Annotated in this window: 19 protein-coding genes; all 19 read left to right on the plus strand. The window is 37.2% G+C overall.

Going from position 1 to position 20,295, the window contains the following annotated elements:
- The first annotated feature begins 97 nt into the window (after window positions 1-97).
- The 19 genes from spoIIP to CWR45_RS02535 all read left to right on the plus strand — a co-directional run bounded on the left by spoIIP (window position 98) and on the right by CWR45_RS02535 (window position 20,247).
- The gene (gene spoIIP / locus CWR45_RS02440; protein ID WP_115748205.1) at window positions 98-1,273 is read left to right on the plus strand and encodes a stage II sporulation protein P; all 1,176 of its coding nucleotides are present in this window, start codon (window positions 98-100) and stop codon (window positions 1,271-1,273) included.
- Between the two features lie 12 nt (window positions 1,274-1,285).
- Entirely contained in the window at window positions 1,286-1,597 is a 312-nt protein-coding gene (locus tag CWR45_RS02445) for a hypothetical protein (RefSeq protein ID WP_115748206.1), read from the plus strand.
- A gap of 285 nt (window positions 1,598-1,882) precedes the next feature.
- Complete coding sequence (gene lepA / locus CWR45_RS02450) at window positions 1,883-3,691, plus strand: translation elongation factor 4 (RefSeq protein WP_115748207.1); 1,809 nt, start codon at window positions 1,883-1,885, stop codon at window positions 3,689-3,691.
- A gap of 535 nt (window positions 3,692-4,226) precedes the next feature.
- Window positions 4,227-5,387, plus strand: a complete 1,161-nt coding sequence (hemW, locus tag CWR45_RS02460) for a radical SAM family heme chaperone HemW (RefSeq protein WP_115748209.1) — start codon at window positions 4,227-4,229, stop codon at window positions 5,385-5,387.
- A 90-nt stretch (window positions 5,388-5,477) separates the two neighbouring features.
- Entirely contained in the window at window positions 5,478-6,509 is a 1,032-nt protein-coding gene (hrcA, locus tag CWR45_RS02465; RefSeq protein WP_115748210.1) for a heat-inducible transcriptional repressor HrcA, read from the plus strand.
- Window positions 6,510-6,703: 194 nt separating this feature from the next.
- Window positions 6,704-7,288: a nucleotide exchange factor GrpE gene (grpE, locus tag CWR45_RS02470; RefSeq protein WP_115748211.1), complete on the plus strand. Its 585-nt coding sequence runs from the start codon at window positions 6,704-6,706 to the stop codon at window positions 7,286-7,288.
- A 30-nt stretch (window positions 7,289-7,318) separates the two neighbouring features.
- Window positions 7,319-9,160 carry a molecular chaperone DnaK gene (dnaK, locus tag CWR45_RS02475; RefSeq protein WP_115748212.1) on the plus strand — a complete coding sequence of 614 codons (1,842 nt, stop codon included), beginning with the start codon at window positions 7,319-7,321 and terminating at the stop codon, window positions 9,158-9,160.
- 331 nt (window positions 9,161-9,491) lie between these two features.
- Window positions 9,492-10,622 (plus strand): molecular chaperone DnaJ, encoded by a 1,131-nt coding sequence (gene dnaJ / locus CWR45_RS02480; protein WP_115748213.1) that lies wholly within the window; start codon window positions 9,492-9,494, stop codon window positions 10,620-10,622.
- A 64-nt stretch (window positions 10,623-10,686) separates the two neighbouring features.
- Window positions 10,687-11,628 (plus strand): 50S ribosomal protein L11 methyltransferase, encoded by a 942-nt coding sequence (gene prmA / locus CWR45_RS02485; protein ID WP_115748214.1) that lies wholly within the window; start codon window positions 10,687-10,689, stop codon window positions 11,626-11,628.
- 34 nt (window positions 11,629-11,662) lie between these two features.
- Window positions 11,663-12,427, plus strand: a complete 765-nt coding sequence (locus CWR45_RS02490) for a 16S rRNA (uracil(1498)-N(3))-methyltransferase (protein WP_115748215.1) — start codon at window positions 11,663-11,665, stop codon at window positions 12,425-12,427.
- 23 nt (window positions 12,428-12,450) lie between these two features.
- Window positions 12,451-13,131 carry a deoxyribose-phosphate aldolase gene (gene deoC / locus CWR45_RS02495; RefSeq protein ID WP_115748216.1) on the plus strand — a complete coding sequence of 227 codons (681 nt, stop codon included), beginning with the start codon at window positions 12,451-12,453 and terminating at the stop codon, window positions 13,129-13,131.
- A gap of 143 nt (window positions 13,132-13,274) precedes the next feature.
- Window positions 13,275-13,451 (plus strand): 30S ribosomal protein S21, encoded by a 177-nt coding sequence (rpsU, locus tag CWR45_RS02500; protein WP_019377991.1) that lies wholly within the window; start codon window positions 13,275-13,277, stop codon window positions 13,449-13,451.
- Between the two features lie 15 nt (window positions 13,452-13,466).
- Complete coding sequence (locus tag CWR45_RS02505) at window positions 13,467-13,913, plus strand: GatB/YqeY domain-containing protein (protein ID WP_115748217.1); 447 nt, start codon at window positions 13,467-13,469, stop codon at window positions 13,911-13,913.
- 393 nt (window positions 13,914-14,306) lie between these two features.
- Entirely contained in the window at window positions 14,307-15,641 is a 1,335-nt protein-coding gene (locus CWR45_RS02510) for an NfeD family protein (RefSeq protein ID WP_115748218.1), read from the plus strand.
- 30 nt (window positions 15,642-15,671) lie between these two features.
- Complete coding sequence (gene floA / locus CWR45_RS02515) at window positions 15,672-16,667, plus strand: flotillin-like protein FloA (protein WP_115748219.1); 996 nt, start codon at window positions 15,672-15,674, stop codon at window positions 16,665-16,667.
- Window positions 16,668-16,697: 30 nt separating this feature from the next.
- Window positions 16,698-17,237 carry a hypothetical protein gene (locus CWR45_RS02520; protein ID WP_115748220.1) on the plus strand — a complete coding sequence of 180 codons (540 nt, stop codon included), beginning with the start codon at window positions 16,698-16,700 and terminating at the stop codon, window positions 17,235-17,237.
- 542 nt (window positions 17,238-17,779) lie between these two features.
- Window positions 17,780-18,070, plus strand: coding sequence for a sporulation protein YqfC (gene yqfC / locus CWR45_RS02525; protein WP_115748221.1), 291 nt, complete (start codon window positions 17,780-17,782; stop codon window positions 18,068-18,070).
- Between the two features lie 15 nt (window positions 18,071-18,085).
- On the plus strand, window positions 18,086-19,285 hold the full coding sequence (gene yqfD / locus CWR45_RS02530; RefSeq protein WP_115748222.1) for a sporulation protein YqfD: 1,200 nt from the start codon (window positions 18,086-18,088) through the stop codon (window positions 19,283-19,285).
- Window positions 19,286-19,287: 2 nt separating this feature from the next.
- Window positions 19,288-20,247: a PhoH family protein gene (locus CWR45_RS02535; RefSeq protein ID WP_115748223.1), complete on the plus strand. Its 960-nt coding sequence runs from the start codon at window positions 19,288-19,290 to the stop codon at window positions 20,245-20,247.
- The last annotated feature ends 48 nt before the right edge of the window (window positions 20,248-20,295 follow it).

A 20,295-nucleotide genomic window follows, 5' to 3' on the forward strand; every position in this document is an offset into this window, starting at 1 on the left:
ACTCTATTAAAGGCTATTTACTTGTGAACTTTTAGTTCTACTTTCTAATCGTCGCTCATAGATTTTACTAAGAGTGACCTTTAGAAAGGGTGGAATCATGCTATTAAAAAATAAGAGATACCAACATAAACAAGGAAAGCTTTTATATAGAAGAAGTGGGATATATCTTATAAGTGTCATCGTTCTCTTTCTTGCGATTGGTCTTCTAACAACAGCACAACCAGCATACCGATTTTCTTCTAAAACGATTACGAATTGGACAAGTGATATTGACCCTACGATATTTATGAATTTAATTGGTATGGAAAATAGAGCATTTAAACAAACTCTATTAGAGGAAAGTGTGTTGCCAAGTTTTTCTAAGACTCTCTTTCAAGTTGCAACAAGCTTAACTCCAAATGACCCACGGAGTTTACTAAGAAATGAAATCCCGGGATTTTCCTCGTTTGATCAAAACATATTAATTGCTGGGGAAGGCACGGATTTTACGAATTATCCAATTGAATCTTCAGCACCATTAGAAGAGATATTAGAGGAGAGGTTAGCAGTCATTGATGAAGATACATCAAAGGGTGAGGACATTGATGAAGATACGTCCAGTACAGCGCCAACTACTGGCAAACGTGATGTCGTGTTTATCTATAATACACATAATCGCGAATCCTTCTTGCCATATTTGCCGGGAACGAATGGTTCAGATAATGCCTTTCATAAAGAGGTAAATATCACCAATGTCAGTGACCGTTTGGCAAAAGCACTGGAAGCAAAAGGGATTGGTACTCAAGTTGATAAGACGGATATCGGAATGGTACTCAACGAAAAAGGAATGGAGTATTGGCAATCGTATGATGCTTCTGGTGAAGTAGTAGAGGCGGCCATAACATCAAATAAGGAGATTCAATATATATTTGATTTACATCGTGACGCACAAGGACGGGATGTTACAACGAAGGAAATTAACGGTGAGTCTTATGCGAGAATCATGTTCATTGTTGGCAGTGAAAGTAAGAATTTCAATAATAATACGAAATTGGCAACGAAGCTGGATCAATTAATAGAAGAAAAGTATCCCGGTTTAAGTAGAGGGGTTATTCCACAAGGTGGTCCCGGAAATAATGGAATATATAATCAGGATTTAACTGATAATGCCGTTTTAATCGAGTTCGGTGGTGTAGAAAATACGCTAGAAGAACTATATCGATCTGCCGATGCAGTAGCAGAAGTGTTTAGTGAATATTACTGGGATGCGGAAGCAGTAAATGCAGCCCAATAGGAGGTAAAATCAATGGTACGCACATTTATTGTTATCCTATTGCTTGCAGTATTCTTTCTTGCTGGCACCCTGTATGGATCGGACCGTAATCAGGATATTGCGAATGTCAGCACGGCAGAAAATATCGACCAAACATCATCAGGGCAAATACCTGTAGTAACAAAGACTGAAGTTGTAAATGAGATGACAACTGGAAATTTAATGGAAATGGAACAGCAGGAGCAGTTTATTCCTAAATTTGCTTCATTTCTAGAAGTAGTAGTAACTGGTTTCTATGAAATTGTAGTTGAGGTCCTTTATCAAATTGCTCAATTATTTTTTTAGCAGATTGGAAACTATCGCTGCTGATAGAGTTGATAGTCATTAGGTGTTATCTATTGTTAAGTAGGTGCAAGCTCTCATCCTATATTTTTTGGGATCGAACCTATGAAATAGATTCTGTTTTTGTTAAGCTAACGCGCAGTGCGAAGTTTCACATTGTACTTAAGTTTCACTTAATCATTGAATATCCTTGATTCTATTGCTATAATCATCATATTAATTATCCTTGAAATTTAAAGTTTTTTACTTTGTTAAAGGGTAAAAGACATGTAGGAGTGAACAGCAAGAATGGGGAAAAAACAACGAAACGTACGTAATTTTTCGATCATCGCTCATATTGACCATGGTAAATCAACTCTGGCTGATCGGATTTTAGAGAATACACAAACCGTAACAAAGCGAGAAATGAAAGAACAGCTTCTTGATGCAATGGATTTAGAACGCGAAAGAGGCATCACAATTAAATTAAATGCAGTACAGCTTCAATATAATAGTAAAAATGGGGAAGAATATATTTTCCATCTTATTGACACACCTGGTCATGTCGATTTTACATATGAGGTATCACGAAGCCTTGCAGCATGTGAAGGGGCAATCCTTGTTGTCGATGCTGCGCAAGGAATTGAAGCACAGACACTTGCGAATGTGTATCTTGCAATGGAAAATGATTTGGAAATTATCCCGGTAATTAATAAAATTGACTTACCGAGCGCAGATCCTGAACGGGTGAAGCAAGAACTTGAAGATATTCTAGGAATAGATAAAGATGACGTTATTTTAGCATCAGCAAAAGCGAATATCGGAATTGAAGAAATCCTAGAACGGATTGTTGAGGTTGTACCAGAGCCAAAGGGTGATCCAGAAGAACCCCTTAAAGCCCTTGTTTTTGATTCATTATATGACTCATATCGTGGCGTTATTGCCTATGTATGTATTAAGGAAGGCTCAATTAAAGTTGGCGATAAAATCAAAATGATGGCTACAGGTAAGGAATTTGATGTAAATGAAGTAGGGGTATTCACACCGAAAATTGCAGCAAGAGATGAGCTGCTTGTTGGTGATGTTGGGTATATTACTGCATCGATGAAGGATGTTAGTGATACCCACGTTGGGGATACTATCACAAATGCGAATCGCCCTGCAGCAGAAGCACTTCCGGGTTATCGACAGTTAAATCCGATGGTATATTGCGGATTATATCCAGTCGATTCGAATGATTATAATGATTTAAGAGAAGCACTTGAGAGATTGGAATTAAATGACGCAGCATTACAGTATGAACCAGAGACGTCACAAGCATTAGGTTTCGGATTTAGATGTGGGTTCTTAGGCTTACTGCATATGGAAATTATCCAAGAGCGTGTGGAACGAGAATTTGATATAAACTTAATCACTACTGCACCAAGTGTTATTTTAGAGGTTGAGGCAACAAATGGAGAAACAATTACGATTGATAATCCTGCAAGCATGCCAGACCCGCAGTCTATCCAAGAAATTCGGGAGCCATATGTTAAAGCAACAATTATGGTACCAAATGATTATGTAGGTGCGGTAATGGAGATAGCTCAGAAAAAACGTGGAACTTTTGTTGATATGCAATACTTGGATGATATTCGTGTAAATGTTATTTACAATATACCACTATCCGAAATAGTTTATGATTTCTTCGATCAATTGAAGTCGAATACGAAGGGGTATGCTTCCTTCGACTACGAAATGATCGGCTATCAGCAGTCCAATCTAGTGAAGATGGACATCCTGCTAAATAGTGATACTATAGATGCATTATCGTTCATTGTTCACCGTGATTTCGCATTCCATCGCGGAAAACAAATTGTTGATAAGCTGAAAACACTTATTCCAAGACAACAATTTGAAGTGCCTATCCAAGCTGCTATAGGTAATAAAATCGTAGCACGTTCAACTATCAAAGCTGTGAGAAAAGACGTAACCGCGAAGTTGTATGGTGGAGATATTTCTAGAAAACGTAAATTACTAGAGAAACAAAAAGAAGGTAAGAAACGCATGAAGATGGTCGGCTCTGTAGAAGTACCTCAAGAAGCATTTATGGCTGTATTACAAATGAATGATGATTAAATCTATTTTTTGGGGGAGCTTAAAAGCATTCAATTGCTAAAAAGCTTCCTCAATTCTTTTTAATAAAGGCAAAAAATGATTGAACTGCTGCTACCGGTCCATCAATAAGCTCTGTTGTTTTTCCAGATTGAGCATGGGGGCATAGGAAGTAGTCGATATAAACAGCGAACCTGAGCCACGTTGATTCCCGCAGGACAAGAAAGACCTCGACAGCGTTACATCGCACAATGAAATTCGTTTTTATTTTCAAGGAGTCTCCTATGCTCTGCTACAATCAACCGCGATTAGAGAATTAATGCCTTCGCATCTTATAAAGAGAAAGATAACCGTACAACCCCAGCGGAAGAAATACACGAAGACTCCTGCGGGAAGAAGAGCCTAGGTGAGACTTCGAAGTGGTACACCACAAGAAGGCTCACCAGCTCCCCGCGGAAAGCGTAGTGTATTTCTGGAGCGACAGCCATTGACTTAAATATCATCCTAAGTTAGTGCATTTATCTAAATAGCAACTTTCTATGTAAAAGGAGTGAGACGTATGAACGAAGTCCAATCTGTCTATATTCATATTCCTTTTTGCCAGCAAATGTGTCATTACTGTGATTTTGTTAAGTTTTTTTATAACGAAAAACTTGCAACAGAATACATAGAGGCATTAGCAAATGAAATCAATATGAATATTACAGGATCAAAAAATAAAATAAAAACAATTTACATCGGTGGGGGAACGCCGACCGCACTTAATTTACAGCAATTACGTTCTTTGCTGACGATTATTGATAATAAATTCGATATTGCAAGCTGTGAGGAATTTACAATAGAAGTGAACCCTGGTGATATCGATGATGAGAAAACAAAATTACTGAAAGATTTCGGTATATCACGTATTTCCTTTGGTGTTCAAGTAATGGATGATAAATTACTTGCGGAGTTGGGAAGAATACATCGTGTAAGTGATGTGTACAAAACGGTCGATCTATTAACGAAGCATCAGTTTTCCAATATTAGTTTAGATTTAATTTACGCATTGCCAAATCAAACTGTTGAACAGTTTAAACAATCATTGGATGAGGCACTCGCCTTTAATTTGCCACATTATGCAACCTATGGTCTGCAAATCGAGCCGAAAACAGTGTTTTATCAACGTCATAAGAAAGGGATGTTGCATCGACCCTCCGAAGATGATGAAATAACAATGTATGAAATATTAAAACAAACGATGCGAGCTAATGGTGTTAGGCAATATGAATTAAGTAACTTTGCCATACAGGGATATGAAAGCAAACATAATTTAACATATTGGAGTAATGGCTATTATTACGGTTTTGGAGCTGGGGCACATGGTTACTTACCAGAGCAGCGAATAACAAATCTAAGACCATTACCTGCCTATGTTAAAGAAGCAATGACTAGTGGAAGACCAGTATTGCAAACAGAGAAAATAACCCTTAAGGAAAAATTAGAAGAAGAAATGTTTTTAGGACTTAGAAAAATTGCTGGGATTAACAAACAATTATTTACAAATAAATATGGATTCTCACCAAAACAATTATATAAAGAGCAGATTTCCGATCTTATTCAACGAAATTTATTACTGGAAACGGATGATTTTATTCAATTGACAGATACCGGAATGCTTTTAGCGAATCAAGTATTTGAAGAGTTTATGTTAGAAGATTCCGACTTAATAGGTGTATAGGGCAAGATTATTGACCTTAAAACGAGAATTTGATACTATAATAACAGTATTAGCACTCAAGTCACTCGAGTGCTAACAGAGGTGAACATCATGTTGACAGAAAGGCAGCTTTTGATTTTACAGGTTATTACTGATGAATTCATCGAGACGGCTCATCCAGTCGGCTCACGAGCAATTTCGAAAAAGGGGACCATACCATATAGCGCCGCTACAATTAGAAATGAGATGGCAGATTTAGAAGAAATGGGATTTTTAGAGAAGACCCACTCTTCATCAGGTCGTATTCCATCAGAATTGGGATACCGCTATTATGTAGACCATTTAATTGCTCCAAATCCATTGCATAAAGAAGTAAATATCATTAAAAGCATTATTGAAGACGGGTTTTATGAATTTGAACAAATTGTGCAAATGTCTGCTGAGTTACTTTCTGAGCTTACGAATTATACTTCAATTATTCTTGGTCCTGAATTAATGGAGACAAAGTTGAAGCAGTTACAAATTGTTACGCTTTCTCCTCAAACCGCGGTAGCTATTTTAATTACTGATACGGGCCATGTGGAGCATCGGTCATTTAAAGTACCATCTACGATAAATCCATCAGATTTGGAAAAAATGGTAAATATTTTAAATGAACGCTTAAAAGGTGTTCCAATTATTCACATGGATGAAATATTTCATAACGAAGTTGCACAACTAATGAAGTTGTACATCCGTGATTATGATAATTCTTATGCATACTTAAAGGATATTTTTGTATATGATCATCCAGTTAAATTATATATAAGCGGAAAGTCAAACATCTTAATGCAGCCTGAATTTAATGATGTTGGAAAAATTCGTACCTTTTTCACGATGATGGAAGATGAAGATGAAATAATTAACCTTTTGAAAAACTCACATCACGGGATTAAAGTGACGATTGGCAATGAAAACAAAGTGGAGGCAATTAAAGACCTTAGTTTAATTACTGCCCCTTATCAGCTGACTAATGATCAGATTGGTACGATTGCCTTAATTGGTCCGACTAGAATGGAGTATCGTAAAGTTATTTCATTATTAAACGGTCTTTCAAAAGAAATGACCAATGCGCTATATAAATGGTCTCAATATGATGAATAATTATTAATGCCACAAATGAAGAACTGTGGTAGGGTGGAACTAGCCCACCTACCACTTCTTTGCGGTGGAGTTTATTTCGATTATTATTCATGTTATAGTTTTACTTTGGTAGTTAAGAAAGTATATAGTATTTCTTACTACATAAGAGCAACTAAGGTCGTCACAGAAAGGCTTGGTTAAACCTTGGTTTTCTAATGATTTTGGAGGTGGCAAATTTGGAAGATAACAAAGAAAGAGTGCAAGATGAGACAATCGCACAAGAAGAAGTAGAGCAAGAGATAATTGACTCAGACGATGATGGACAAGAAGAAACAGAGACTCAGGATTCAGCTCTAAAGAAAGTTGAGACCTTACAAAAAGAGAAAGATGAGGTCTATAGCCGTTTATTAAGATTACAAGCAGAATTTGATAATTTTAAGAAACGTTCGCAAAAAGAGAAAGATGCGGACCGTAAATATAAATCTCAGGATGTCGTTGTGGACTTGTTGCCAGCACTAGATAATTTTGAGCGGGCATTACAAGTAGAATCAACACCAGAAACCTCTAATTTGATCGAAGGGATATCGATGGTATATCGACAATTCCAAGATGCTTTGAAGTCACAGGGTGTAGAGCCAATTGAGACTGAAGGTAAAGAATTCGATCCAAATTTACATCATGCAGTAATGCAAGTTGAAGATGAATCAATTGCATCAAATACAGTTGTAGAAGAATTACAAAAAGGGTATATGTTAAAGGACCGAGTGATTCGACCTGCAATGGTAAAAGTAAATAAATAATGAAACAGTAGTCAAGGAGGAAATAAGATTATGAGTAAAATTATTGGTATTGACTTAGGCACAACAAATTCATGTGTATCTGTAATTGAAGGTGGAGAGGCAGTTGTTATTCCTACTCCAGAAGGTAGTCGTACTACTCCTTCCGTTGTAGCTTTTAAAAACGGTGAAAGACAAGTAGGGGAAGTTGCGAAACGCCAAGCAATTACAAACCCTAATACAATCCAATCTGTTAAACGTCATATGGGAACAGATTATAAGGTTAAAATTGAAGATAAAGAATATACACCACAAGAAGTATCAGCAATCATTTTACAACATATTAAATCATATGCAGAAGATTACATCGGTGAAAAAGTTGACAAAGCAGTAATTACAGTTCCAGCATATTTCAATGATGCAGAACGTCAAGCAACAAAAGATGCTGGTAAAATTGCTGGTCTTGAGGTAGAACGTATTATTAACGAGCCAACTGCTGCTGCTTTAGCATATGGTATTGATAAAGCGGATCAAGATCAAACAATACTTGTATATGACCTTGGCGGTGGTACGTTTGACGTATCTATCTTAGATATAGGTGATGGCACGTTCGAAGTTGTTGCAACTGCAGGAGATAATCGCCTAGGCGGAGACGACTTTGACCAAGTAATCATAGACTACATGGTACAGGAATTTAAGAAAGAAAATGGAATCGACCTTTCTAAAGATAAAATGGCTACACAACGTTTGAAAGACGCTGCTGAGAAAGCGAAAAAAGATTTATCAGGTGTTTCTCAAACACAAATTTCATTGCCATTTATTACTGCTGGTGAAGCTGGTCCATTACATTTAGAGTTAACACTAACTCGCGCGAAATTTGAAGAATTATCCGGTGAATTAGTTGAAAGAACAATGATTCCAACTCGTAAAGCATTATCAGATGCTGGACTTTCTGCAAGTGAAATTAATAAAGTTCTTCTAGTTGGTGGTTCAACACGTATTCCAGCTGTACAAGAAGCAATTAAACGTGAACTTGGGCAAGAGCCTTCGAAAGGTGTTAACCCGGATGAGGTAGTTGCATTAGGTGCCGCAATCCAAGGTGGTGTCCTTCAAGGTGACGTTAAAGACGTATTATTATTAGACGTTACACCACTTTCATTAGGTATTGAAACAATGGGTTCTGTATTTACTAAGTTAATTGAACGTAATACAACAATCCCAACAAGTCATTCACAAGTGTTCTCAACTGCTGCGGATAACCAAACAGCTGTTGATATTCATGTCCTTCAAGGGGAACGTGAAATGGCTTCAGATAATAAAACATTAGGTCGTTTCCAGTTAACGGATATTCCACCAGCACCAAGAGGGGTTCCTCAAGTTGAAGTTACTTTCGATATTGATGCGAATGGTATTGTTAATGTTCGTGCGAAAGATTTAGGTACGAATAAAGAACAATCCATTACAATTAAATCATCTTCAGGCTTATCAGACGAAGAAGTAGAAAAGATGATTAAAGAAGCTGAGGAAAATGCTGAAGAGGATAAGAAACGTCGTGAAGAAATTGATCTTCGTAATGAAGCAGATCAACTAATCTTTACTACAGATAAAACGATTAAAGATTTAGGCGATAAAGTTTCAGAAGATGATAAACAAAAAGCTGAAGCAGCGAAAACGGAATTAAAAACGGCATTAGAATCTAGTGATGTTGAAGAAATCAAAGCGAAAAAAGACGCTCTTGAAGAACAAGTACAACAATTGTCAGTAAAACTTTATGAGCAACAAGCCCAACAAGCACAGCAAAATGCTGATGGTGCCGGGAATGGAGCAGGTTCACAAGCAGATGATGTTGTTGATGCAGACTATCAAGAAGTGGATGATGACAAAGAGAATAAATAACATTCTATATTGATGAACATAAATGAGTCAAAGTCAGGATTCTCTTGGCTTTGACTTTTTTACTCGGTAGTTTAGAAATTATAAAAATTACCTACTTAAATTCTCATTGACGAAAGTTCAGTTAAAAACGAGACGTCCTGGGACTGCGGTTACTCGTCCCATCGAAAACATTTGTCGCAACACTGAACCACCCCACGTCCGTGGGGCGCAGTCCGTACGTCTCTAAACGGGCGCTTATGCTTTTTAGTCGAGAATTTGGTCAGTTGCTTTAAAAGAATAAAAGATGCTATTATTAAACTTATGCAATCGAGTATCGGGAGTGTGATGAAAGTTGAGTAAACGAGATTATTATGAAGTGCTTGGATTAGAAAAAAATGCAACACCAGAAGAAATAAAAAAAGCATACCGTAAGTTAGCAAGAAAATACCATCCAGATGTAAACAAAGAAGCTGGTGCTGAGGAAAAATTTATCGAAGTAAAAGAAGCTTACGAAGTGCTTAGCGATGATTCTAAACGATCACAATACGATCAATTTGGTCATGCAGGTGCTAGTGGTCAAGGCTTTGGTGGCTTTGGTGGTTCCCAAGACTTCGGTGGTTTTGGAGATATTTTCGATATGTTCTTTGGCGGTGGAGGTGGCAGAAGACGCGATCCAAATGCCCCAAGCCAAGGTGCAGATCTGCAATATACAATGGTTTTAGATTTTGAAGAAGCCATTTTTGGTAAACAAGTTGATATTAATATACCTAAAGAAGAAAACTGTGATACATGTAATGGTTCAGGTGCAAAGCCTGGTACAAAACCAAAAACATGTTCACATTGTAATGGTTCTGGTCAATTGAATCAGGAACAGAATACACCTTTTGGAAAGGTAGTAAACCGAAGAGTATGTCACCATTGTCAAGGAACAGGTAAGATAATACCTGAAAAATGTAATACTTGTGGTGGTAGTGGAAGAGTGAAAAAGAATAAAAAAATCAATATCAATATTCCAGCAGGTATAGATGAAGGTCAACAAATTCGTGTAGCAGGTAAAGGGGAAGCTGGCTTAAACGGTGGACCAGCTGGTGACTTATTTGTTGTTATCCAGATTAGGTCCCATGAATTTTATGAGCGTGAAGGGGATAATATATATTGTGAATTACCAGTAACCTTTGCACAAGCAGCGCTTGGAGATGAAATGGAAGTGCCAACTGTCCATGGAAAAGTGAAGCTTAAAGTGCCTGCGGGTACACAAACAGGGAAAACCTTCCGTTTAAGAGGAAAAGGTGCGCCAAATGTACGTGGACGTGGTCAAGGGGATCAGTATGTTAAAGTAAGAGTAATGACACCTACTAATTTAACGGATAAGCAAAAATCATTGCTGCGTGAATTTAATGAAATTGGTGGAAATGAATCGATTGACGAGCAGGATGGTTCTTTTTTCCAAAAGTTTAAAAATGCTTTTAAGAATAATGATTAACGATCGTTGCAATCGCAACGTCGTCTACATATAAAATCTCATCGTTATGAAAGGAGGAAATAACTTGAAGTGGTCAGAAATTTGTATCCTTACTACAAATGAAGCAATTGAGCCAATATCTAATATTTTGCATGAAACAGGTGCAAGTGGTCTTGTGATAGAAGAACCATTGGAATTAGTGAATACTGAAGAAACTCCATTCGGGGAAATGTACGAGTTAGATCCAAATGATTTTCCCGATGAAGGGGTACGAATTAAAGCATATTTACCAATGAACAGCTTCTTAGGAGAAACGGTTGAAGAAATAAAGCAAGCAATAAATAATTTATTGGTTTACGATATCGATCTTGGCCAGAACCATGTGACATTAAGTGAAGTACATGAAGAAGAATGGGCAACTGCTTGGAAAAAATATTATAAGCCCGTTAAGATTTCCGAGAAGATTACAATTACGCCAACATGGGAAGAGTATACTCCAGTAGACAGTGATGAAATCATTATTGAATTGGATCCTGGAATGGCTTTTGGTACAGGGACACATCCTACTACTGTATTAAGTATTCAAGCACTTGAAGCGTATTTAAATGAAGGCGACACAGTAATTGATGTTGGAAGTGGTTCTGGTATATTGAGTATTGCATCTGTTCTTCTTGGAGCAGGTAGTGTACATGCATTCGACCTAGATGAAGTAGCTGTAAAAAGCACAAAAACAAATGCAAAAATTAACAAGGTAGACAATAAAATCAATGCGAAACAAAATAATTTATTGGAGCAGGTTGATGAAAAAGCAAATATTATCGTTTCGAATATTTTAGCGGAAATTATTGTCCGGTTTGTTGATGATGCTTGGAACAATCTTGTGGATGGTGGATTATTTATCACTTCTGGTATCATTCAAGGGAAAAAACAACTCGTGCATGATCGATTAAAAGAGTCTGGCTTCGAGGTAATTGCAATGAATGAAATGGAAGATTGGATTTCAATAATTGCAAAAAAAGTCAGATAGTATCGATCGAATTGATTAAAAGTAGGTGCAAATGATGCAACGATACTTTATCCCACAGACAGATTGGGAAGGTAATGAAGTAAATATTAAAGGTGATGATGCACATCACATTATTCGTGTGATGCGTAGCCAAGTTGGCGATCAGATAATCTGTAACCATCAAGATGGCAATGCTGCTGTTTGCAAAATTACATCGTTAAATCAGGATAGTGTCCATGCTACGGTGATTGAATGGAAGAAAGAGACAGTAGAGCTCCCAATTGCAGTAACAATTGCACAGGGGCTACCAAAGGGCGATAAATTCGATCTTGTGTTACAAAAGGGAACCGAACTTGGGGCAAATGCGTTTATCCCATTGAAAATGGATCGTTCCATCGTCGTTTGGGATGGGAAGAAAATAGAGAAGAAGATGGCGCGCTTTAAAAAAATTGTCAAAGAAGCAAGTGAGCAAAGTCATCGGAATAAAATCCCAGAAATTGCATTACCTCTAACTGTAACTGAGCTCATTAACGAATCAGTAAATTATGATGTGAAAATGTTTGCTTATGAAGAGGAAGCGAAGGTAGTGGGTCATCAATCATTTGCTGACATAGTGAGTCAAATGGTTGCTAATCAAAGTGTTCTCGTTTGTATTGGCCCTGAAGGTGGTTTTTCTGAACAGGAAGCGAGAGTATTGAGAGAAAATGGTTTTTATTCTGTAAGGCTTGGACCGAGAATACTGAGAACAGAAACCGCATCTTTATATGCATTGGCGAGTTTATCTTATCATTTTGAAGAATTAAATGGTGGAAATGAATAATATTAAATTTTAAATAGATTGGAATGGAAAAAGTGAGTAAAGAACTAGCGAAGTATATTGACCATACGCAATTAAAACCTGAAACAACAAAAGAACAAATAAAACAAATTATTGATGAGGCAAAAGAATTTGAATTTGCTTCTGTTTGTGTGAATCCATACTGGGTGCCTTATTGTCACGAACATTTACGTGATTCATCTGTAAAAGTATGTACAGTTATTGGCTTCCCATTAGGCGCATCATCAACGAATACAAAGGTATTTGAAACAGAGCAAGCAATTAAAGACGGTGCTGATGAGATTGATATGGTAGTTAATGTCGGTGAATTAAAATCAGCAAATTATGATGTAGTTAAAGCGGATATTGCTGGTGTAGTAAATGCTGCTAAGGATAAAGCCCTAGTAAAAGTTATTATTGAAACCTCTCTTTTAACGGATGATGAAAAGGTTCAGGCCTGTGAACTAGCAAAATCAGCTGGTGCAGATTTCGTGAAAACATCTACTGGTTTTTCTGGTGGTGGTGCTACGGTAGAAGATGTTAAGTTAATGCGTAAAACAGTTGGACCTGAAATGGGTGTGAAGGCATCAGGTGGTGTACGTGATTATGAATCAACAAAGGCTATGATTGATGCTGGAGCAACAAGAATTGGCGCTAGCGCTGGTATTGCAATTGTAAATGGCAGTGGATCTACATCAGATTATTAAACATCATTAAAATCTATGCTATTCAACGAAAATAATCTGTTGACCTAGAAGTAGGAATATATTATACTTTAAACAGGCATATGATAAAAGAATGCATATGTCTGTATAATCTTGTTTTATGCTTCGGAGGGAGGGAAATTAGCATGTCAAATACAACTCGCGTTCGTAAAAACGAGTCTCTTGAGGATGCTCTTCGTCGCTTTAAACGTAGTGTGTCAAAAAGCGGTACACTACAGGAATATCGTAAGCGTGAACACTATGAAAAACCTAGCGTTAGACGTAAGAAGAAGTCTGAAGCTGCTAGAAAACGTAAATTCTAAAGAGGGTGCATTTTAATGTCATTACTTGATCGTTTAAATCAAGATATGAAGCAAGCAATGAAAAATAAAGACAAAGAGACCCTCAGCGTTATTCGTATGGTCAAAGCTTCCATACAAAATGAATTAATTAATCTAGGCAAAGCGACACTTTCAGAAGATGAAGAATTAACAATTTTGTCACGTGAGGTTAAACAACGAAAAGATTCCCTCCATGAATTTAAATCTGCTGGACGCGAAGATCTTGTTAACAAAGTTGAAAATGAACTTACTATTGTGCAAGCATATATGCCAGAACAACTTACTAAGGAAGAGTTATTAGTAATTGTTCAGCAAGCGATTCAGGAAGTTAATGCTACATCCAAGAAGGATATGGGTAAAGTGATGAGCGCAGTAATGCCGAAAGTAAAAGGTAAGGCAGATGGCTCTCAAATAAATGAACTTGTATTACAACAATTAAATTAACGTTATGAAAAAGTCCTTATTGTTAGCGATAAGGACTTTTTCATTTATTTGCATGCTTCCAAAGTGATTGAATTATATATCGACCATCCTTAATAGCAATATACGATTCAAAACGAAGCTCCTTTTTAAAAGTTACGTATTTGATGAATAATGATTCGTTTATATCAAATTCCAGCAAGCTATCTTGATGAATCTTTCAAAAAGATATTGTTATCTAAACGACGGCCGTACGAAATACTTTATTATCTATTTCGCTGACTAAGCGATTATGATACTATCTAAATAGTACTGTTAGAAAATCTGTCACTTTCATGCGCCTAAGAAGATTAATATGAAACCTATTACATATCTTAATCGTAGTAGTTAACAGAGGCGAAAAGGGGGTGAGAATTAATGCCGGCTAAAAAAATTACAATGCCTATCCTTTTAATTGCGATTATTTTCATGGTATTTCACACTTATCCAAACTCAAGTTTAGCGGCAGATGAAAGTGGAAGTGGAAAAACCGTTTATGTAATCCCGATAGAAAGAGAAGTTGAAAGGGGATTAGAAGGTTTTTTAAAACGGACAGTAGCAGAAGCACTAGAATCCGGGGCGGATCATATCATATTTGAAATTGATACCCCTGGGGGAAGAGTAGATTCTGCTGGACAAATTGGAGAACTGCTGCAAGATATTAAGATTCCGACAACGTCCTTCATTGTACATGAGGCATTATCAGCAGGTTCATACATAGCATTACATATGGATTATATATACTTTAAGCCAAATGCAACGATGGGGGCTAGTGGTGTGATAACTAGTGATGGCAATGCTGCAGATAAAAAAGCACAGTCCGCTTGGTTGGCAGCGATGCGAAGTGCAGCAGAATCGAAAGGTAGAGATCCACTATATGCTGCAGCTATGGCAGATTCAAGTGTCGATCTTCCGGAATATGATGCACCAAGTGGAAAGTTTCTAACGTTGGGGCCTAGTCAGGCAATGGAAGTAGGCTATGCGGATGGAATCGTAGATGACCGAGTGGAGCTATTAAATGAATTAGGTTTATCTTCAGCAACAGTTGTAGAGACTGAGCCCACATTTGCTGAAGAGGTTGCAAGATTCATCACGAATCCGATAGTCATACCAATTCTACTCTCTATTGCAAGCCTTGGACTCATTGTTGAATTATATTCTCCAGGGTTTGGCGTTCCAGGAACGATGGGAATTATCGCACTATTATTATTCTTCTATGGACATATAATCGCTGGGCTAGCTGGAATGGAAGCAATTATTCTACTAGTTCTCGGTATTATATTGGTTATTCTAGAGTTTTTTATTCCTGGTGGAATCGTTGGGTTCCTGGGGATTGCAGCGATATTAGGATCCTTGTTCTTATCAGGGTATAGTATCAGTCATATGGTGATGAGTGTTGCGATTGCCTTTATTGTAGCTATCATAGCTGGTGTTATCTTGTTTAGAAAAATCGGTCTGGATAAAGGTGTTTTCAGACATGTTATTTTGCGAGATCAAACTTCGACAGAACTTGGCTATGTATCGTCTGTAAGTCGCTTAGAATTAATTGGTTTAGTAGGTGTAGCTGTCACGCCGTTGCGTCCTTCAGGAATTGGCTTGTTTAATGGTGAACGGGTTGATATAGTTACTGAAGGAGGGCTTATTGAGAAGGATAAGCCAATAAAAGTTATAAAAGTGGAAGGAAATCGAGTTGTTGTAAGAGAAGTTATTTAAAAATAGATTTTATTTATAGGAGGAATTTGGATGGAATTAACAACTATTATGCCGTTAATTATTATTGCGGTTATTATTATTGCACTGGCGATATTATTTACATTCGTACCAGTTGCACTATGGATTAGTGCATTAGCAGCAGGGGTTAAGGTAAGTATTTTCACTCTAATTGGAATGCGATTACGTCGAGTTGTCCCTAGTAGAGTAATTAACCCACTAATTAAAGCACATAAAGCTGGATTAAATGTGACAACGAATCAATTGGAAAGTCATTATTTAGCCGGTGGTAATGTGGATAGGGTTGTAAATGCATTAATCGCTGCACACCGAGCAAATATTACATTGCCTTTTGAACGTGGCGCGGCAATTGATTTAGCAGGCCGTGATGTACTTGAAGCTGTACAAATGAGTGTTAACCCAAAGGTAATCGAAACACCATTTATTGCTGGTATTGCAATGGATGGAATTGAAGTTAAAGCATTAGCTAGAATTACGGTACGTGCTAATCTTGATCGACTTGTTGGTGGTGCTGGAGAAGAAACAGTTATCGCACGTGTTGGCGAAGGTGTCGTAAGTACAATTGGTAGCTCTGCAACACATAAAAAGGTACTAGAAAACCCAGATTCAATCTCACATACAGTATTAGCGAAGGGATTAGATGCAGGAACAGCATTTGAAATTTTATCGATTGATATTGCAGATGTAGATGTAGGTAAAAACATTGGAGCTATTTTACAAACAGACCAAGCAGAGGCTGATAAAAATATCGCTCAAGCGAAAGCTGAAGAACGTCGTGCAATGGCTGTTGCTCAAGAACAAGAAATGCTCGCTCGTGTACAAGAGATGCGTGCGAAAGTTGTTGAAGCAGAGGCTGATGTACCACTTGCATTAGGAGAAGCATTGAGATCAGGTAAAATGGGTGTTATGGACTACTTGAATTACGAAAATATAAATGCTGATACAGATATGCGTGATACAATTGGGAAATTAACCAAAGAAAACAATGATGAAAATGGTAAAAAATAAATTGACTAAAATGGATAAAGGAGGGGTTTGATGGGTGGTTTTTTTGATTTAATATTCGATAATTTCTTTATTGTAGTTATCATTATATCGGCCATTATGGGACTTTTTGGCAAGAAATCAGAGGATGCAGAGAAGAAGAAACAGCAAAGTAATCGACCGAAACCCGCTCCGAATCCAGTGTCTAGAAGTCAGCGTAATGAGAGACAAGAAGCAAATCCCACTGCAGGATCAAAGCAAGCTAGAAGTAATACTCCTCAAGCCTCAAAACCAATGGTGTCAACGATATCCATTGAAGAGCAACAGAAAGCTCAGATTGAAAGGCTTAAAGGGAAATATAATTCGGGACAAAACAAAGCAATTAATGATTTATCCCATCATGCACTTGTAGAAAGTCGAGTTACACAGTCGGTAAGCGAGTTATCAAAAGAACAAGCTAACTATAAGAAACAGCTTCGCGAGAATTTAACGCGAAAGGGATTAGTGAATGGCATCATCATGTCAGAAGTATTAGGCTCACCAAGAGCACGTAATCCTTATCGAAGTGTTGTAGAGCAAAGAAAAAAATCTTAAATATTAGAAAGCCATTTGCAGCAGGTGAAGCTGCAAATGGCTTTTTTATTTCCTGAATTCTAACATCCAATCCATTTACCAATCTATAGTTTATGATGCGGAATTGATACAAAGTGCGGACTTGTTTAATCTGCTAAGGGCTCTTAGACCAGTCGCTCCAGAAATACACTACGCTTTCCGCGGGGAGCTGGTGAGCCAACTCGCGCTATCGCACTTCATTGTCTCACCTAGGCTCTGCTTCCCCCAGGAGTCTCCGTGTATTTCTTCCGCTAGGATTGTGCAGTTGTTATTTTTAGCATTTTTTAATATGATGCGACAGTATTACCTCTCTATACGCCGTTGATCGTAGGGACAGGAGACTCCCGCGGAAAGCGACTGTCCGCAGCGGAAATCAACATTGCGCCTAGTCCGAAGGTTATTTAAATTATAGCTATCAATAAGAAATAAGCTCTTTCAATGAATTAATTTTTTTCCCAGTTGCTAGTTTAGTTCTTATCTTTTCCCCTAATTCATAAATATGAATATGAGAGGGTGAGGCATCTATGAGTAAATGGCAACAACGCGTTCGCACGTTAATGGTAAATTATCTTGCACTTCCTTCTGATGTCATATTGGAATTACCTCGCATTACAATTATTGGACAAATTCATGTTTATATAGAGAACCATCTAGGTTTGGTAACTTATTCTGATACAGAATTAAAATTAAAAATGAAACAAGGGTTCGTTCAAATTACTGGAACGTCATTTGTAATAAAAATGATGTTGCCTCAAGAAATACTATTAGAAGGAAGTATTAAAGATGTTAGATTTTTACCAGCTAATAAGCAATAACAAGTGGGGGAGAAAATGAAACCAATCCAAGGATCATTTATAATAGGATACGTATCTATATTAATTAAAGGTGATCAACCAGAGCTGTTTTTTCAAAAATGTTCACGTCATGGTATAACGATTTGGGATATGAAAAAGCATGGACCAGATTTGTGTGAAGGAAAAATTAAATTGGCAGATATTAAACTCATAAAGAAAATAAGGAGAGGAACTGGTTATAAGGTATCATTTGTTCAGAAAAGTGGTTATCCATTTTTGTTAAAACGATTTTTGAGGAAAAGGCCACTTATGATTGGGCTTTTATTGGCCTTATTTGTAATTATTTTCCTTTCCAATATTATTTGGGAAGTAAAAATTACAGGGGTTCCGAAAGATATTGAGGAAAAGATTAGTAAACAATTAAATCAATATGGTGTCCATCCAGGTGCTTGGATATTCTCATTGCAATCCCCAAATGAAATTCAGCAACAATTGGTGAAAGATGTTCCAGAGCTTCTATGGGTTGGTGTCGATCAAAAAGGGACAACCTTTTACCTTGAAGGCGTTGAAAAGATTATTGTAAAAGAAATTCCAGCAGGCGAACCGAGAAATTTAGTTGCTAAAAAGAATGGCGTCATCAAGGAGCTATACGTATCAAAGGGCATAGCACGTGTAAAAGTAAATGATTATGTAGAAAAGGGCGACTTGCTTGTATCTGGTGTAATTGGGGAAGACACAGTTGAGGACAGCACAAAGGGGTTAGTAGCAGCGGATGGATTGATTACTGCTAATACATGGTATGAGGTTTCTGTGACAGTGCCTCTTGAATACTATGACGAGCAAGTAACGGGAAACAATGAAACGAAATATTACTTAAAAATAGGAGATTTCCAATTACCGGTATGGGGGTTTGGATCCCCGGATTACACCGATGTCCATCGAGAAACGAGAGAAGCTACATTGCGGTTATTAAAATGGGAATCACCAGTCAAAGTAGTAGAAAATGTAATAAGTGAAAAAACGTATAATCGGCGTGATAGAACAAAGGAAGAAGCGATTCAAATTGGAATTGATCAAGCTAAAGCAGATTTACAATTAGAGCTTGGCCCAGAAGCAAAAATAATGACAGAGAAAATTTTGCATGAAAGCATCGAGCATGGTAAAGTTAAATTACACTTATATATAACAGTTGAGGAAAATATTGGTGATGCACAACTTCTAAACCAAGGAGATTGATTATGTCAGAAAACTTAACCGAAATTGATTTACAACTAAGTGATCCAAATGAGGTGTTAGCTTTATTTGGAACAAATGATAAATATTTAAAACTACTAGAATCACAATTAAATGTCTCCATCATTTCAAGGGGAGAACAGGTACGCGTATCTGGAGAAAAGCAAGCAATTTCATATGTTCAAGATATTTTCAAAGCATTATTAACGGTGATTAGGCGAGGACTTACCATTTCTGAAAGAGATGTAGTATACGCAATTGAACTGGCGGTAAAGGGTAAAATTAGTCAGTTTGAAACCCTTTTCGAGGATGAGATTACGAGAAATGTTAAAGGAAAACCGATTCGTGTTAAAACATTAGGGCAGAAGGGCTACATTAATTCGATAAAATCGAGTGACCTTGTATTTGGAATTGGACCTGCTGGAACCGGAAAAACATACTTGGCTGTCGTAATGGCTGTTAAAGCATTAAAAGAAGGAAAAATTAAAAAAATTATTTTAACGAGACCTGCTGTAGAGGCTGGTGAAAGCTTAGGTTTCTTACCTGGTGATTTAAAGGAAAAAGTAGACCCTTATTTAAGACCTTTATATGACGCACTTCATGATGTTCTAGGCGCCGAGCATACATTACGATTAATCGAAAGAGAAACTATCGAAATTGCACCACTTGCATATATGCGCGGGCGAACATTGGACGATGCTTTTGTTATTTTAGATGAAGCTCAAAATACTACACCAGCGCAAATGAAAATGTTCCTAACGCGTCTAGGATTTGGTTCAAAAATGGTCATTACAGGCGATATTACTCAAATTGATTTGCCAAAAGGAGTCACATCTGGCTTACAAGTAGCTGAACAATTATTAAAGCGTGTAGATGGGATTATATTTGTCCATTTGGATCAAACAGACGTTGTAAGACATCCATTAGTGCAACGAATCATTGCTGCTTATGAGACTAGTAATTAGGTCGATCTTTTGTAGAAGCCCCGAAATTTAGGGGTTTTATTTTGCAGA

The organism is Oceanobacillus chungangensis (assembly GCF_003369565.1).
Lineage (GTDB): Bacteria > Bacillota > Bacilli > Bacillales > Amphibacillaceae > Oceanobacillus > Oceanobacillus chungangensis.